Genomic DNA, 14,164 nt, shown 5'->3' on the forward strand with positions numbered 1-14,164 from the left:
CAGCGCACTGGCCGGCACAGTGACCGGCGCCGGTCACGGCAGCACGGCCGAGCCGTCCTGGCCTTTGACCACCTGGCAGGGCTGGCACCAATTCGCCACCACCGACCCCCTCACCCCGCCCCAGCCGGACGGCCCGCCCCGCAGCCTTGAGGAACGCCTCGCCTACCACTCCGCGTTCGTCACCATTCGCACACCCGCCATCAGCACCCTCGCCACCCAGGTCCGCACACTGATGATCCTTGGCCGTCATCAGCAGGCCACCGCACGGCCCTCCCTGATCGTCACCGGACCCGCCGCAGCCGGGAAGACGACCGCCCTCCTGAACGTCGGCCGTACCTGCCACCTCGCCCACACCCGCAAAAACCCGCCCCCGACCGGATCAGCGCACGCTGCGGTACCCGTCGCGTACGTCCTCGTCCCGCACGGCGCCACCGCGAAAACCCTCATCACCGAATTCGCCCGCTACCTCGGCATCCCCGTAACCACCCGCATGACCCAGACCCAGATCACCGACGCCGTCTGCCACACCTACACCGCCGCCGGCGTCCAACTCGTCCTCATCGACGAGATCCACCGCCTCAACCCCCGCACCACCACCGGCGCCCAAACCGCCGACCTGATCAAAGACCTCACCGAACGCCTGCCCGCCACGTTCGTCTACGCCGGCATCAACGTCACCGACACACCCCTGTTCACCGGAACCCGCGGCGCCCAACTCGCAGGACGCGCCACCCTGGTCAACTGCGGGCCCCTCCCCGCCCGCCACGGCACCCGCCACCCCTTCACCGACGTCATCACCGACATCGAAAACAACCTCGACCTCCAGCAGCACAAACCCGGCACACTCCCCCGCCACGCCCCCTACCTCCACCAGCGCACCGCCGGCCGCATCGGATCCCTCACCCGACTCATCCGCCAAGCAGCCATCACCGCCATCAGCGACGGCACCGAACGCATCACCAAAACCTCGCTCGAAGCCATCCGCCTCGACCACCTCGCCGAAACCCACCACCGCCCCCGCACCCGCTGACCCCACTCATCGGGCAGGCAGAACAGCCCTGACCAGCACAAACACCAACCAGGCCTTTTGGCGCTACCGATACCTACAACGAGCCCAACCCCTCTCCACGCAGAACACATAACCCCAGCTCACACACCCCGACCACCCCGCTTGAACCGTGCACCCCGCCCCTCAACAAACCCGCAACACACCAGGCCAGCCAGCACCCCACACACCAACAAGCCCCCCTTCCAGCGTCACGTGTGGAGCTCGGCGGCAAGATTTCGCATGGCCTCACCGGCCGCGTGCACGGTGGTGGTCTCGAAGTGCCACTCCTCGGACGGAGGCCGGTCGTGGATGCCCCACGTCAGGTGAACGTAGCCGCCCGGGCGGTGTTCCGCCGAGATGGTCAGGTCGCGTTCCAAAGAGCGCCAGGCGCGCGCTCCTTCCCCCGCCCGGCTTCGACCGCGAGTTGTACAAGCGCAGGCACAAGGTCGAGAACCGGATCTGCTTGCTGAAACAGCCCCGCGGCGTCGCGACGCGCTACGACAAACTCGCCGTTCGCTACGAAGCCACCGTCCAGCTCACCCTCATACGGCAATCGCTGTGACCGCACCTCATGCAGAACCCCCATCACACCACGAGCCGTCCGGCACCAGGGTGCCGAGCACAGTCAGCAACTGCGGCGGCTCAACCGGGTCCGGCAGTGAGCCCAGATCCGACCATGCGATCCAGGCATGCGTGTCCAAATTGGCCTGCTCGTCGGGGAGCAGGCCGGTTCGCACCAGGGATGGTTGCTCGTCCGCAAATTGAGCGACGAAGAAATGCTCCGTCCCGATGTGCCGCTTGCCGTTCCACTGCACATCACGGTCGACGAGCACCGACCGGTCAAGGACAGCAGCCGGGTCAAGGCCGGTTTCCTCGACCAGCTCACGTCGTGCCGCCACCAGCGGTGTCTCGCCGGGCTCGATGCCGCCACCGGGCGGCTCCCAGAGCCATGTCCCGTCGAACGGATCCCGCCAGTGCAGAAGGAGCAGGCGGTGGGCAGCGTCCAGGCAGATGACCCGGGCGGCGGGCCGGTGTGTTGTTTCCATCGTCCTGACGCTATGCGGTACCCGGCCCAGGTGCAGCGACGCAGACGCGCCTCAGCCCACCGGCGAGCACCGGGTCAACTGACCAAAACGGCCCCGAAGTGGATCGATTACAGAACTACGGACCACGTTCGACTCGATGCCATATACGCTCGAAAATCATCCCCCTGAAACCCGGAACCGCACTGTGGAGAGGACAGGTCGCAACATGGTGACCGAGACGAGCCGCCCTTCCCCCGACGGCTACAGCACGGTCAACCGGGGGCACGCCCTTCGTCTGGCCGACGTGACCAAGGTGTACGGCAAGAACGGCCGCGGCGTCCGCGCCCTGGACGGGGTCTCCGTGGGGATCGAGCGCGGCTCCTTCACCGCGGTAATGGGCCCGTCGGGCTCCGGCAAGTCGACGTTCCTGCACTGCGCGGCCGGCCTCGACAAGCCGACCACCGGCCAGTCCTACATCGGGGACACCCAGCTCAACGAGATGAACGAGACCCAGCTGACGAAGCTGCGCCGCCAGCGCATCGGCTTCGTCTTCCAGGCGTTCAACCTCATCCCGTCCCTGTCGGTCCGTCAGAACGTCGAGCTGCCAATGCGCCTCGCGGGCGAGAGCCTCGACACGAACTGGCTCGACGAGATCCTCGGCCGCGTCGGCCTGAGCGGCCGGGCCGGCCACCGGCCCGCCGAACTCTCCGGCGGCCAGCAACAACGCGTCGCCATCGCCCGCGCCCTCATCACCCGGCCCGACGTCATCTTCGGCGACGAGCCGACCGGCGCCCTCGACACCGTGACCGCCAAGGAGATCCTCTCCCTGCTGCGCGCCTGCGTGAACGAGACCGGCCAGACCGTCGTCATGGTCACCCACGACCCGGTGGCCGCCTCGTACGCCGACACCGTCCTCTTCCTGGCCGACGGCAAGATCGCCGGACAGGTGGACGCCCCGACCGCCGAACTCGTCGCCGAGCGCATGACACACCTGGGAGCGTGGGCCTGATGCTGCGCTACGCACTGCAGACGCTCAAGGCCAGGAAGGGCGGCTTCATCGGCGCCTTCCTCGCCCTGTTCTGCGCCGCCGCCCTGGTCACCGCCTGCGGCATCCTCCTGGAGACCGGTCTGCGCGGCACCATCGCCACCGAGCGCTACGCCGCCGCCCCGGTCATCGTCGGCGCCGACCAGAACGTCCACCAGACCACCATCAAGAAGAAGAAAGGCAAGGACAAGGAGAAGCACAAGGCGAAGCCGCTGGCCGAGCGGGTCTGGCTGCCCGCGGGGACCACCGAGACCCTCGCCGGCCTGCCCGGTGTACGCAAGGCGGTGCCCGAGACGAACTTCCCGGCGTACGCGGTCGGCCCACAGGGCCAGATCGTGCCGGGCATCGACGGCAAGCCGTCCTACGGCCACGCCTGGTCCTCCGCCGCGCTGACCCCGTTCGAGCTGACCGACGGCAAGGCACCCGTGGGCGCCGACGAGGTCGTCCTCGACCGGGAACTCACGGCCCGCACCGGCCTCAAGACCGGCAGCAGCCTCGTCGTCCAGTCGACCGGCGCCCCGACGACGTACAAGGTCAGCGGCATCGCGGCGGCCAAGGGCGGCGACCTGCACCAGCAGACCTCGCTGTTCTTCTCCGACGAGACCGCCCGCAACCTCTCCGGACGGGCCGGCCAGGTCGCGACCGTCGGCCTGCTGCCCAAGCCCGGAGTCTTGGCGAGCGAACTCGCGGACCAGGCCAAGAAGGCCCTCGCCGGCGACGGCCGCAAGTACGCCGTCGCCACCGGTGGCGAGCGCGGCCCCATCGAGTTCCTCGACGCGGGCAAGGCCCGGGTCAAGCTCGTCTCCATGGGCGGCGCCATGGGCGGTACGTCACTGCTCGTCGCGATCCTCGTCGTCGTCGGCACGTTCGCGCTCTCCATCCAGCAGCGCTACCGCGAGCTCGCCCTGCTGCGCGCCATCGCCGCGACCCCCAAGCAGGTCCGTCAGCTGATCGGCCGCGAGGCCCTGATCATCGGCGGTCTCGCGGGCGGACTCGGCTCGCTCGTGGGTCTGCCCATCGCGTACTGGCTGCACAGCAAGTTCATCGACTTCAAGGCCATCCCCGACACCCTCGAACTCACCTTCAGCTTCGTGCCGTTCACCGCCGCCGTCGGCGCGTCCCTGCTCGGGGCGTGGGTCGCGGCCCGCATCTCCGCACGCCGCACCGCCCGCATCCGCCCGGCCGAGGCCCTGTCCGAGGCGTCCATGGAACAGCGACACTTCGCGTGGGGACGGCTCGGCGTGGGCATGCTCGTCCTGGCCCTCGGCATCGGTGTGGTCGTCCTGCTGGGCTTCCTGCGCACCGAACCGGCCTCGCAGCCCGTCACGTTCCTGTCCGTCGTGGTCCTCGCCGTCGCGGTCTCGCTGCTCGGCCCGGTCATCGCCCGCATCGCCGTCGCGATCCTCGGGATCCCGCTGAAGTTCTCGCGCGTCGGCGGTCACCTTGCGACCGCCAACGCCCGGGCCAACGCCAAGCGGATGGCCGCTGCGGTCACCCCACTGGTCCTGCTCATCGGCATGGCCTGCACCGTCCTGTTCGTGCAGACCACCATGGGCGACGCCGCCTCGGCCCAGGCCAAGGCGGGTAACAAGGCGGACTGGGTGGTCTCCTCGAACGGCCCCGGCGTCCCCGCCGAGGCGACGGACGCGCTGCGCGCCCTACCGGGCGTCACCCAGGTCACCGAGATCGTCCGGACCCAGGTCCGCGTCGGCCTCGACAAGTACCCGACGCAGGGCATCTCCGTGCAGGGCCTCACCACGAACTGGGATCCAGGCGTCTCCCGGGGCAGCCTCAAGGGCTTCGGGGACAAGAGCATCGCGATGAGCGACGTCTGTGCCGACCACCTCGGCAAGAAGCCCGGCGACACGCTCAAGGTGACGCTCGGCGACGCCACCGTGGCCGAGCTGAAGGTCGCCGCCGTCTACGAACGGGGTCTGGGATTCGGCGACCTGACCATGTCGCACGACCTGGTCGCCCGGCACGTCGACAACCCGCTCGCCTCCTCCGTCCTCGTCAAGACGGCCGGTGACGGCAAGGCAAGCCGCGAGCAGCTGACCGACGCCCTCAAGCGCTTCCCGGGCATCGGCGTCCTCGACCGCACCCAGGTCGACGACCGCCAGGCCGACGTGCAGCAGTCCAACGCCGAGGTCAACTACCTCGCGATGGGCCTGATCATCGCGTTCACCGCGATCGCCGTGGTCAACACCCTGGCCATGTCGGTCTCGGACCGCACCCGCGAGTTCGCCCTGCTGCGGCTCGTCGGCACGACCCGCCGCCAGGTGATGTCGATGCTCAGGATCGAGTCCGCCCTGATCGTCCTGGTCGCCGCGGTGCTCGGCACAGCCATCTCGCTCGCGGTGCTCACCGCCTTCAGCGTCGGGATGACAGGCGCCGCCCAGCCGTCAGTCGACCTGCCGATGTTCCTCGGGGTCCTCGGCTTCGCCGCGGTGCTCACCGCGGCGGCGACGCTGATCCCCGGCCGCGTCGCACTCGGCGGACGCCCGGCGGACGTCATCAACGCCCGCCAGTAGGCCGACGCTCCACAAGTCGTAGGTGAAGTCGGTCGTGGAGTCGAGGTACGCCGCGCGGTTGTCGGCGTTCATCTTCTTCGCGACGTCCTGCGCCTTGTTGCCGTTGGCGTCGTAGGCGTAGGTGTGGGAGGCGACCAGCGTGGTGCCGTCCGCCTTCTTCTCCGAGTTCCTTCCCGGTGAGGCCGGCTCCTTACGCAGGTGCTGCAACCGCACAGCGAGCGCCTCACGGGCCCCCTGGGCGCTGGACGATGGAGAGGCGGTCGTCATGACGTGGCGGCCCTTGGGTGTGCGTCGGTCAGATGCGGTAATCCGCGTGCGGAACTGCCAGGTCCCACACCGAGCGGAACGCCTCGGCACACAGCTTGACCGCGCTGGGATCTTCGGTGTGCTCAGGCTCCAGGGCCTGGCCGTCACCGGAGAAGACGTTGAAGCGCACGATCCGGTCGTCGATGAGCCAGAAGTCGTTGCCGGGCAGCGCGAGCGTGGAGGCACGGCGGCGGGGCAGCCAGCGGACCTCCTCGCCGGCGCGGAGGTTGGCGTCGGTGATGGCGTGCTCGAAGCGGATGTTCTCGGTGACGGGCTCGGAGACGACCCGGGCGCGCAGGACCCTCACCCCGCGGGCAACGGTCCGCTCCACCAACGGCAGCCACCCGCCCCAGAACTCCGAGTCGTCCGCAGGAACGCTCCCGTCCCTCAGGAACGTCTCAAAGACCTCCCGCTCCTCCCCCACGGCGTAGACGTCCCGCAGTTCCAGGTGCAGGGCGTGCTGCCTGGCGGAGTCGAGCAGGCCCTCAAAGCTGGGTACCGGCGGCTTCTGCGGCATCACACGCCTTCCTGATCTGCGACACCATCCGGGCCGGGATACGGATGACCGTCTCGTCGTCCGCCGGCGGACTGTCCTGGCCACAGGCGGACCGCGTCGCCGCGTCGGCGGTCTTGCCCTGCAGGACCAGTTCCGGCCCCTCAGCGGTGTCGGTTCAACCCACACTGCGGGGCAGTTCCCTCCACCCGAGTTCGGGTCCGTGCCGAAGAAAAGTAACGCCGTGATCGCCTCCCGGGCGAGCCAGTTGCGTTCAGTTGCGCACCGACCGTCCCGCGCACCGACCCCCTCGGTCAAGGGCGCAGCCTCAACGCCTCGCTCACCACCCTTCCGGGGCCGGCTCCCTCACACGGGGCAGGCACGGCGGCGGCCAGGCCGGGTTCCAGCGCCAGGATGCCCACCGGTCGGCGTCCGCGAACGGCCCGGCCCGCTCATCGAGCATGGCGAGGACCTGGGCGCGGGCGAGCTCCACCGCCTGGTGCTCGGTGTCGGTGACAATGCCCAGGCGCCGGACGTGGGCGTACTCGTCTTCGTCCTTCCACGTGAGGGTGCTCAGGTCGGGGTCGATGACAAGGTCGACGGTCAGGTCCAAGGTGTCGAACCCGTCATCGGTGCGGCGGGTGGGGTGCTCGAAGTTGACGTACCAGTTCCTCAGCCCGGCCGTCGTGTAGAAGGCGTTGATGCTGAACCACACCGCCGGCGGCTTCCACAGCAGCAGCTCCGTCTCCTGCCACACCCCGGGCTCGAGCTCCCACTCCCCCCTCGCCATCGCGTCGAACGCCTCGGTGCGCACCGTGCGGTTACCGTCGGCGCGGGCCTTGGCGTACAGCGACGGCCACAGCGCCTGAGCCCCGGGCGCGCAGGCGGTCACCAACGCCTCGCCCGTATCGGCGATGACCCGCAGGGCCTTCGCGCTCCACACCCGCCCGGAACGGTGCACGTCGCGGCGTACGACCCTCTCTCCCGCCTCGAAGGTCTTCATCGGCTCCTCCTCCAGGCTTACCCCGGCCGGAACGTCCGGCAGCGGGGCACCACTTCAGCGCGCCCCGGCCAGGCTGGGCAAGCCGCCGTTCGGGGCAGCTTACCCAGCTCCCCTTGGGCTTGCCCGGCTCAGGCCCGGCGGCGGAACAGGCCGCGGCGGGGCTTGCCCGGGTCCTGGCCCTGGTCGTCCGCCGGCTCCGGCAGCGTGGCGGCCTGGAGGCGGGCGGCTTCAGCCGCGGCTTCCTTCCGGGCGATTCTGTCGGCGTCGCAGCTGGCGCGGAACGCTGCCGCAACCGCGGGTGCAGCCAGTCCCAGGCACGGGCTTCGGCCTTGCCGTAGCGGGGTGTGGACGACTACATGTGGGGCGTGCCCGCGTCTCCGCCGCCGACGAGGACGGGCACATTCACGGACGCCCAGCGGTCGAGTTGCAGGGGGCGCCCGCTGGCATGCAGAGGTGCCGTGCCTGCCGCGATCTCGGCTGAGCGCCGACGGCGACAGGCTGTGTGCACGAGGCGGAGGACCACGTTCGACTTGCCCTGCTCCGGAGAGATGGCGACGGGGGGTGTTCCCGCCCTCTCTCGCCGCCTCGGGTTCCGCCGCCCCCTGCCCGCCGCGCGGTCGGGGCTCTGGGCAGCCGGGGGCAGGCCCCGGCACGGTGCTCCGTTCAGCGCAGCAGCTGTAGCGGGAACGCCCGGGCCATCGCGGCCATGCCCGCGTCGTTGGGGTGCAGGCCGTCTCCGCCGTTGTACGCCGGCAGCAGTCGGCCGGGCCGGTCGGGGTCGCGGACCGCGGCGTCGAGGTCGGCGACGCCGTCGAAGGCGCCGCTAGTACGGATCCAGGCGTTGACGGCCTGGCGGACCGACTCCCGCTGCGGCGTGTAGTAGCCGAGGGTGTCGCCTTCGAAGGGCAGGATCGTCGCACCGAGGATCTTCAGGTCGTGCTCGTGGGCACGCTGGATCAACTTCCGGTATCCCTCGATGATTTCGGGGGCCGTCACCTCCTCGGAGGCGGGCGCGACGATGCCCGGCGAGCCCAGGTCGTTGACGCCGAGGAACACGGTGACCGCCCGTGCCCCGGGCTGGCCCAGCACGTCCCGGTCGAACCTCTTCAGACCGCTCTCGCCGAAGTAAGCGGCGAAGGACTCCGCGGGCGATCCCGGGACCGGGTTCGGGTCGCGCAGCAGCCGGTTGCCGCCGATGCCGGCGTTCACGACACCTGTAGGGGCCAACTGCTTGTCGCTGCGCAGCCGTTCGGCGAGCAGGTCGGGCCAGCGGCGGTTGGCGTCCATGGTGGTGTGCTCGCCGTCGGTGATGGAGTCGCCGAGCGTCACCAGCGCCGAATCCGCTGCCCCGTCGGCGCTGTTGACGGCCACGCCCGACAGGAAGTGCCACGAGGTGGTGGTCGAGGTCGGCGTGAGGTCGGGCTTGCCGGTGACGTCGCCGTCCGCGACAAAGTTGCTCTGGTACGCCGACGAGTGCGTGGTGTCGGCGGGGGTGGGCTGTGGCAGGTACAGGCTGATCACAAGGTCGCCGCCCGCAGTCGTGGGCAGCTCGACCGGGTCGCTCCAGCGCTGGGTGCCGGGCGCGAGGGTGGTCGACGTGCTGCCGTCGAAGCGCAGTTCCCGGTCGGTGCCGGCGTCGATGGCGGTCGCGGGGCCGTCCGCCGCCGGGTGGGCCGCGTGCGCCTCGCCGATCGCCAGCGGCGTCGTACCGAACTCGTTCGTGAACCGCACGCGCACGCTGGTCCCGGCGACCGACAGGTGCACGCGCTGCCTCAGCGTCTGCTCCTCGTACACCGTGGAGTCGGCGGCGGGCACGGCGGTGGGCGGGGCCGCCCATGTGCCGATGAACGTGTCTGTGGCGCCGGCGCCGGCGCCGTGTGCTGCGGGCGCCGGGGCGAGAGCGGCAATGAGAGCGGTGAGGGGCAAACTCAGCAGCGCGCGTATGTGTCTGCGCATGGGGCGTATACCTTTCCTGGGGTGGGTGGGGCGGCCGCGTGCGACCGTGTGGAGATAGCCGAGGCCGTCAGGTGTTCAGGTGTTCAGCCGCGCGGCCGTGGCAGTGAGACGTTCGCCGGGCAGGGTCAGCCGGACTCTCCGACCTCGCGCGCGAACTCCGCCCACATGCCCGCGTACTTCCGCGCCAGGTCGGCCACCAGGTCCGTGCAGTGCGAGGGCACCACTTCGGCCATCTTTTGCAGTTCCCGTGGCTCCAGGGCGCTGCGTTGCAGCAGGCGAAGCAATTGGCGGCCGCTTTCCTTGTGCCGTAGCGACGGGTCGCGCAGGAGCTTGTCCATCGGCGCGCCCTCGACCGGGCGGATCGGGCTGAGCGGGCGGGCCACGCTCGTGGTTTCCCCTGCCGCGCTGTGCTGCGGCTTTGCACAGTTCTGGGTGCCGGCGGCCGGCCGGTGCTCCGGCATGTCCCGTTCCGGTACGGGAGAGCGGCCGGAGGCGAGTCGTTTGCGGACGTCGCTGACCGTCGCCGGTGAGATGCCGGCCTGCCGGGCCACCTCGCGCAGAGAGGCCTGGGGGCGCTCCGTCAGTAGTTCGGCGGCCTTCCAGCGGCCCTCCGCGCCGTCCAGCGGCCGGACCTTGCCGTCCCTGCCCTGACGGGCCTGCGGGTGGGGCGTCGCACCTGCCGACGCGGACCGCAGGGCCGCCACGGTCTTGGCGCCGATGCCCGCGATGCGTGCCACGGCCCGGTCCGACAGGTGCGACCACTGGGCGAGGATGCGCTCCGCCGCCGCCCCGCGGTCCTCCCGGGACAGGGGAAGTCCGTGCGCCATGTTGGACCGTACCGCGAGGAGGAACGCCTCCTCGGCCGCGCCGTCGAAGAACTGCACCTCGATGGTCGTACGGCCCTTCGCGCAGGCGGCCATGAGGCGGTGCATGCCGTCGATCACCCGCATCGTGGACCGCTCCACGAGGATCGGCGGAAGCGGCTCGTCGAGCTCTGCCAGCCGGGCGACGTGCGCGCTGTCCTCCCCTTGCAGGCGGGGGGAGTAGCCGGGCAGGAGCGACGAGACCGGTACGGATGCGATGTCGTAGTCGAGGGTCCCTGCCAGAGCCGCCGTCATTGTCGGGGGCTCGGATTCCTCTCGCGCCGACTCGAAAAGAAGTGCACGGGAATCGGACATCTACCTCACTCAGCTCCCCACAATTTCGACTCCATGACCGCCAGTCCGAGTTCTGCACGGTACACAGATTCGTTCTTCGCCGGTAACGGATGCCCTTGAAATGCGAGCCAGAATTGGTGGAGAAACGCTGGAGAACGGCTAAGGATTACAGAGTGAGTTCGCTGCCGTCAGGCAGAACCTCGGCGCCTGCCTTTCGCACGGCTCCACCGGCGGGCGAGGAAGAGTCAAGGAGGGGATTGGTGTTGTTCAGGTGGGTGTAGATCCGGCGCAGGTGCGGATGGCGGGCGAGAGCGGCGAGGCTGCCGCCGGGGCCGCTGACGGGCAGATGGCCCATCAGCGCCTGCCCGGCGTCCCCAGAGCGCACGGCCGTGCCCAGCTCGTCGGCGCTGAAGAACGTTCCATCCAGCAGGACGCAGGAGGCCGACGCCAGCAGTTCGTCGAACCCGTCCGGCCAGGCCGCCAGGCACGGGGCGTAGACCAGCGCTCCGCCGGTCGCCGGGTCCTCGATGCGGTAGGCGACCACCCACGGGGCATCCGAGGCCGGCCTTCCCATGAACTTGGGGGCCTTGGAGCTGACGGGGTGCGCGGTGACGGTGAGCCCGCCGTCCAGTGCGAAGCCGCCGGGCGCAGTGCTGTCGTGCCAGCCCCACGGCGCGTAGCGGTCCAGCAGGCCGTGCAGGGGCAAGTCGGCGGTGAGCGCTTCGCGCACCGGGGGCGCGGCATGCACGGTCAGGTCCGTGCCGCCGCGCAGGATGATCAGCCCCAGGGTGTGGTCGAGCTCGGCGTCGGTAAGCAGTACACCGCGCACGGGGGTGTCCCGCGGGCCGGGTCCTGGCCGCAGGGCGGGCGCGGCCAGGAGTTGGGTGCGGATGTCGGGGGAGGCGTTGAGCAGCCACCAGTCGCGGCCGTTGCCGCTGACGGCGACGGACTCCTGGGAGCGCGCGGGCAGTTCGCCCCGGTGGCAGCGGGTGCACAGCGCGCAGGCGCAGTTCCACTGCGGGAAGCCGCCACCGGCTGCGGTGCCGAGCAGGATCACCTTCATGGGGCCACCGGCAGGCGGGGGACGAACGCCGGTGGTGCCCCGTCGGTGACCTCCGCGAGCGCCGCGTCGACCAGCGAGCGGTGCGGGGAGAGGCCGCAGGCCGGGTCCGTGGCCGCGGCGTCGCCGGTGAGCTGGAATGCCTGACAGCGGCAGCCGCCGTGGTCGGTGTGGCGCTCCGGGCAGGTCCGGCACGGTTCGCGCATCCAGCCGGTGCCCCGGTAGGCGTTGAAGGAGCGTGAGGCGTACCAGATCTCCGACAGCGAACGGCGCAGCACGTTCTCCGTCGGCAGGGTGGTGATGGCGGACGCCGCGGGGCACGGCAGCACGTCGCCGGTAGGGGTCACGGTCAGCTGGGTGCTGCCCCAGCCGTCCATGCACGGTTTGGGCCGGTCGTCGTAGTAGTCGGCCGCCACGTAGACCAGTTCCGGGCCGCCCGCGTGCTTGGCGCGGGCACGCTGCACGGCGTGGCGCGCGGCCGTGAGTTGGTCCGCGGTGGGCATCAGCGCGGCGCGGTTGCGCAGCCCCCAGCCGTAGTACTGGGTGTTGGCCAACTCGATGCGGTCGGCGCCCAGGTCGACGGCGAGGTCCACGATCCGCTCGACCCTGTCGATGTTCCTGCGGTGGAGGACGACGTTGACGGTGAGCGGGAGTCCGGTGGCGGTGACGGCCTTTGCGGCCTTGAGCTTGGCGCCGTGGACACGGGCTCCGGCAACCTGGTCGCCGAGCCGTGGATCGGCGTCCTGGAGGGAGAGCTGGACGTGGTCGACCCCTCGCTGCGCGAGGTCCCGTGCACGGTCGGCGGTCAGGCCGACGCCGCTGGTGACCAGGTTGACGTAGGCGCCGAGCTGCCGGGCGTGGCCGACCAGATCCGGCAGGTCGGGGCGGGCCAGCGGCTCGCCGCCGGAGAAGTGCATCTGCACGACGCCGAGTTCACGGGCCTGGGTGAGGATGTCCGTCCACTGCTCGCGGGTCAGTTCCTCGGAGCGGGCGGCGAGTTCGGGGGGGTTGGAGCAGTAGGGGCAGTGCAGGGGGCAGCGGTGGGTCAGCTCGATCAGCATGCCCAGCGGTGCGCGGACGGCCGGCTCAGACATCGAGGTCCACCACCCGGCGCTCCGCCAGCCGCAGGAGCAGCTCGCAGACGTCCTCGGTGTGCACGCCCTCGTAGTCCTGTGCGAGGTGCTCGACGATGCGGCCGACGGTGGCGGTGCCGTCGCAGTGGGTGAGCACCGCCGCCGCGGTGTCGTTGAGGACCACGACGCGTTCGGGCAGCAGGGCGAGTTCGCCGCGTACGGGATCGCTGGTCAGCCGGACTCCGGGCCGCAGGCGCGGCACGGTGGGCTCGGGCAGGCTGGTCATGACCGTGGGGCTCCGTTTCCCGTGTGGTAGTCGAGCGAGTCCAGAACCGCGTTCAGGACCTGGCACTTGAACGCCAGCGCCCGGACGCAGGCCTCCTGCTGTTCCCGGGTGACGGCGTGCCGTGCCACCAGGTCCAGCAGGGATTGCCCCTCGGGGCCGACCACCTCGATCCGTGCGGTGAAGTATTCGAACCCCTCCTCCGCGATCCATGGGTAGTGCTCCCGGAGGCGGCCGAGGCGGTGGGCGAGCAGGCCCGGGGAGAACAGCTCGGTCAGCCCTGACGCGGCCGCCTCCAGCCATGGGCGGCGTCGGGCGAAGTCCACGTAGGCGTCGACGGCGAAGCGCGTGCCCGGAAGGACGAGGTGCTCGTCGAGCACCTCGCCCTTGCGCAGGCCGACCGCTTCGCCCAGACGCAGCCATTTCTCCGCGCCGCCGGAGGAAGCGTCCGTGCCGTCGTGGTAGACGATCCTGGACAGCCACTGCCGCCGTACCTCGGGCAGCGGGCAGTTGGCCACGATCGCGGCGTCCTTCTGGGGCAGGCACCTCTGGTAGTACCAGCGGTTGGCCGCCCACAGCCGCAGCTCCTCCTTGCCCAGCAGACCTTCGTGCATCCGCTGGTGGAACGGGTGGCGGTCCCAGTACGACGACTCCAGCGCGTGGAGCGCCTGCCGGAAATCAGCCTCGCTCCAGGGAGCGTCTACCTCATGCGTCACGGACATCGAAATGCCTGCGTCCTTTCCTGCGGCAGTGGGTCAGTCTCGGCTGAAGTAGGCGGTGACTTCCATGCCGGTGTCGAAAGAAACGAAATCGGGACGGTGCCATGCCGTCTTGGTGCGGGGTTCCTTGTCGGCAGTTCGCATGCGACGCTCCTTTTCGCAGAATGGTGCTTTCCGAGTGATCGAGAGCGACACTAACGATGCACGTGAAGGGACGGCAATGTCAGTCGCTGGCGTTCTGCTCAAGAATTTGTCTTACGTCAGAAGAGTGTGTACGTCCTTGACCCCGGCGGCAGTTGGTCGTGACCCGATTCAACCGGCGGCGACTTCCCCTTCTGGTAGCGTGAAGCGCTGATGGTGTAGCCGAAGGAGAGGTAGCCGTGGTGATCGCGGGTGACGACGACATCACCGGGTGATACCCGGATGTCGACTGCCACCGCTGTGCACTGAGTGTGCGCGGCCGCG

Annotated in this window: 15 protein-coding genes and 1 pseudogene; 4 read left to right on the forward strand and 12 right to left on the reverse strand. The window is 70.1% G+C overall.

The window, feature by feature from the left end:
- Nucleotides 1-64: 64 nt before the first annotated feature.
- A complete protein-coding gene (locus OG609_RS45015; protein WP_327278659.1) occupies nt 65-1,030 on the forward strand; it encodes an ATP-binding protein in 966 nt (321 codons plus the stop codon).
- Between the two features lie 227 nt (nt 1,031-1,257).
- Here the strand turns inward: OG609_RS45015 and OG609_RS45020 are convergent, their stop codons facing one another.
- Nucleotides 1,258-1,425: a DUF6228 family protein gene (locus tag OG609_RS45020; RefSeq protein ID WP_327278518.1), complete on the reverse strand. Its 168-nt coding sequence runs from the start codon at nt 1,423-1,425 to the stop codon at nt 1,258-1,260.
- Nucleotides 1,426-1,451: 26 nt separating this feature from the next.
- Here OG609_RS45020 and OG609_RS45025 point away from each other — a divergent pair.
- Nucleotides 1,452-1,610: pseudogene (locus OG609_RS45025) on the forward strand (IS5 family transposase); the annotation flags it as partial.
- Nucleotides 1,611-1,617: 7 nt separating this feature from the next.
- On the opposite strand, the gene OG609_RS45030 reads toward OG609_RS45025, so the two are convergent.
- Nucleotides 1,618-2,094 (reverse strand): NUDIX hydrolase, encoded by a 477-nt coding sequence (locus tag OG609_RS45030; protein WP_327278519.1) that lies wholly within the window; start codon nt 2,092-2,094, stop codon nt 1,618-1,620.
- Nucleotides 2,095-2,299: 205 nt separating this feature from the next.
- Here OG609_RS45030 and OG609_RS45035 point away from each other — a divergent pair, with 205 nt between their 5' ends.
- Together OG609_RS45035 and OG609_RS45040 are read left to right on the forward strand one after the other, a co-directional pair.
- Nucleotides 2,300-3,082, forward strand: a complete 783-nt coding sequence (locus OG609_RS45035) for an ABC transporter ATP-binding protein (protein WP_327278520.1) — start codon at nt 2,300-2,302, stop codon at nt 3,080-3,082.
- Nucleotides 3,082-5,649, forward strand: a complete 2,568-nt coding sequence (locus OG609_RS45040; RefSeq protein WP_327278521.1) for an FtsX-like permease family protein — start codon at nt 3,082-3,084, stop codon at nt 5,647-5,649. Before OG609_RS45035 ends, OG609_RS45040 begins: the two co-directional genes overlap by 1 nt.
- A 295-nt stretch (nt 5,650-5,944) precedes the next feature.
- Here OG609_RS45040 and OG609_RS45045 read toward each other — a convergent pair whose 3' ends face one another.
- The 10 genes from OG609_RS45045 to OG609_RS45090 all read right to left on the reverse strand — a co-directional run bounded on the left by OG609_RS45045 (nt 5,945) and on the right by OG609_RS45090 (nt 14,136).
- Nucleotides 5,945-6,472: a DUF6879 family protein gene (locus tag OG609_RS45045; protein WP_327278522.1), complete on the reverse strand. Its 528-nt coding sequence runs from the start codon at nt 6,470-6,472 to the stop codon at nt 5,945-5,947.
- Between the two features lie 316 nt (nt 6,473-6,788).
- Nucleotides 6,789-7,451, reverse strand: coding sequence for a DUF402 domain-containing protein (locus tag OG609_RS45050; protein WP_327278523.1), 663 nt, complete (start codon nt 7,449-7,451; stop codon nt 6,789-6,791).
- Nucleotides 7,452-8,114: 663 nt separating this feature from the next.
- Nucleotides 8,115-9,407, reverse strand: a complete 1,293-nt coding sequence (locus OG609_RS45055; protein WP_327278524.1) for an SGNH/GDSL hydrolase family protein — start codon at nt 9,405-9,407, stop codon at nt 8,115-8,117.
- Between the two features lie 125 nt (nt 9,408-9,532).
- Complete coding sequence (locus OG609_RS45060) at nt 9,533-10,525, reverse strand: ParB/RepB/Spo0J family partition protein (protein WP_327278525.1); 993 nt, start codon at nt 10,523-10,525, stop codon at nt 9,533-9,535.
- 205 nt (nt 10,526-10,730) lie between these two features.
- On the reverse strand, nt 10,731-11,627 hold the full coding sequence (gene pqqB, locus OG609_RS45065; protein WP_327278526.1) for a pyrroloquinoline quinone biosynthesis protein PqqB: 897 nt from the start codon (nt 11,625-11,627) through the stop codon (nt 10,731-10,733).
- Entirely contained in the window at nt 11,624-12,718 is a 1,095-nt protein-coding gene (pqqE, locus tag OG609_RS45070; protein ID WP_327278527.1) for a pyrroloquinoline quinone biosynthesis protein PqqE, read from the reverse strand. The genes pqqB and pqqE overlap by 4 nt, the downstream gene beginning before the upstream one ends.
- Nucleotides 12,711-12,983 (reverse strand): pyrroloquinoline quinone biosynthesis peptide chaperone PqqD, encoded by a 273-nt coding sequence (pqqD, locus tag OG609_RS45075; RefSeq protein WP_327278528.1) that lies wholly within the window; start codon nt 12,981-12,983, stop codon nt 12,711-12,713. Before pqqD ends, pqqE begins: the two co-directional genes overlap by 8 nt.
- A complete protein-coding gene (gene pqqC, locus OG609_RS45080) occupies nt 12,980-13,702 on the reverse strand; it encodes a pyrroloquinoline-quinone synthase PqqC (RefSeq protein ID WP_327278529.1) in 723 nt (240 codons plus the stop codon). Before pqqC ends, pqqD begins: the two co-directional genes overlap by 4 nt.
- 33 nt (nt 13,703-13,735) lie before the next feature.
- Nucleotides 13,736-13,843: a pyrroloquinoline quinone precursor peptide PqqA gene (pqqA, locus tag OG609_RS45085; protein WP_327278530.1), complete on the reverse strand. Its 108-nt coding sequence runs from the start codon at nt 13,841-13,843 to the stop codon at nt 13,736-13,738.
- Between the two features lie 116 nt (nt 13,844-13,959).
- Complete coding sequence (locus tag OG609_RS45090; protein ID WP_327278531.1) at nt 13,960-14,136, reverse strand: hypothetical protein; 177 nt, start codon at nt 14,134-14,136, stop codon at nt 13,960-13,962.
- Nucleotides 14,137-14,164: the final 28 nt, after the last annotated feature.

This window comes from Streptomyces sp. NBC_01224 (assembly GCF_036002945.1).
Classification (GTDB): Bacteria; Actinomycetota; Actinomycetes; order Streptomycetales; family Streptomycetaceae; genus Streptomyces.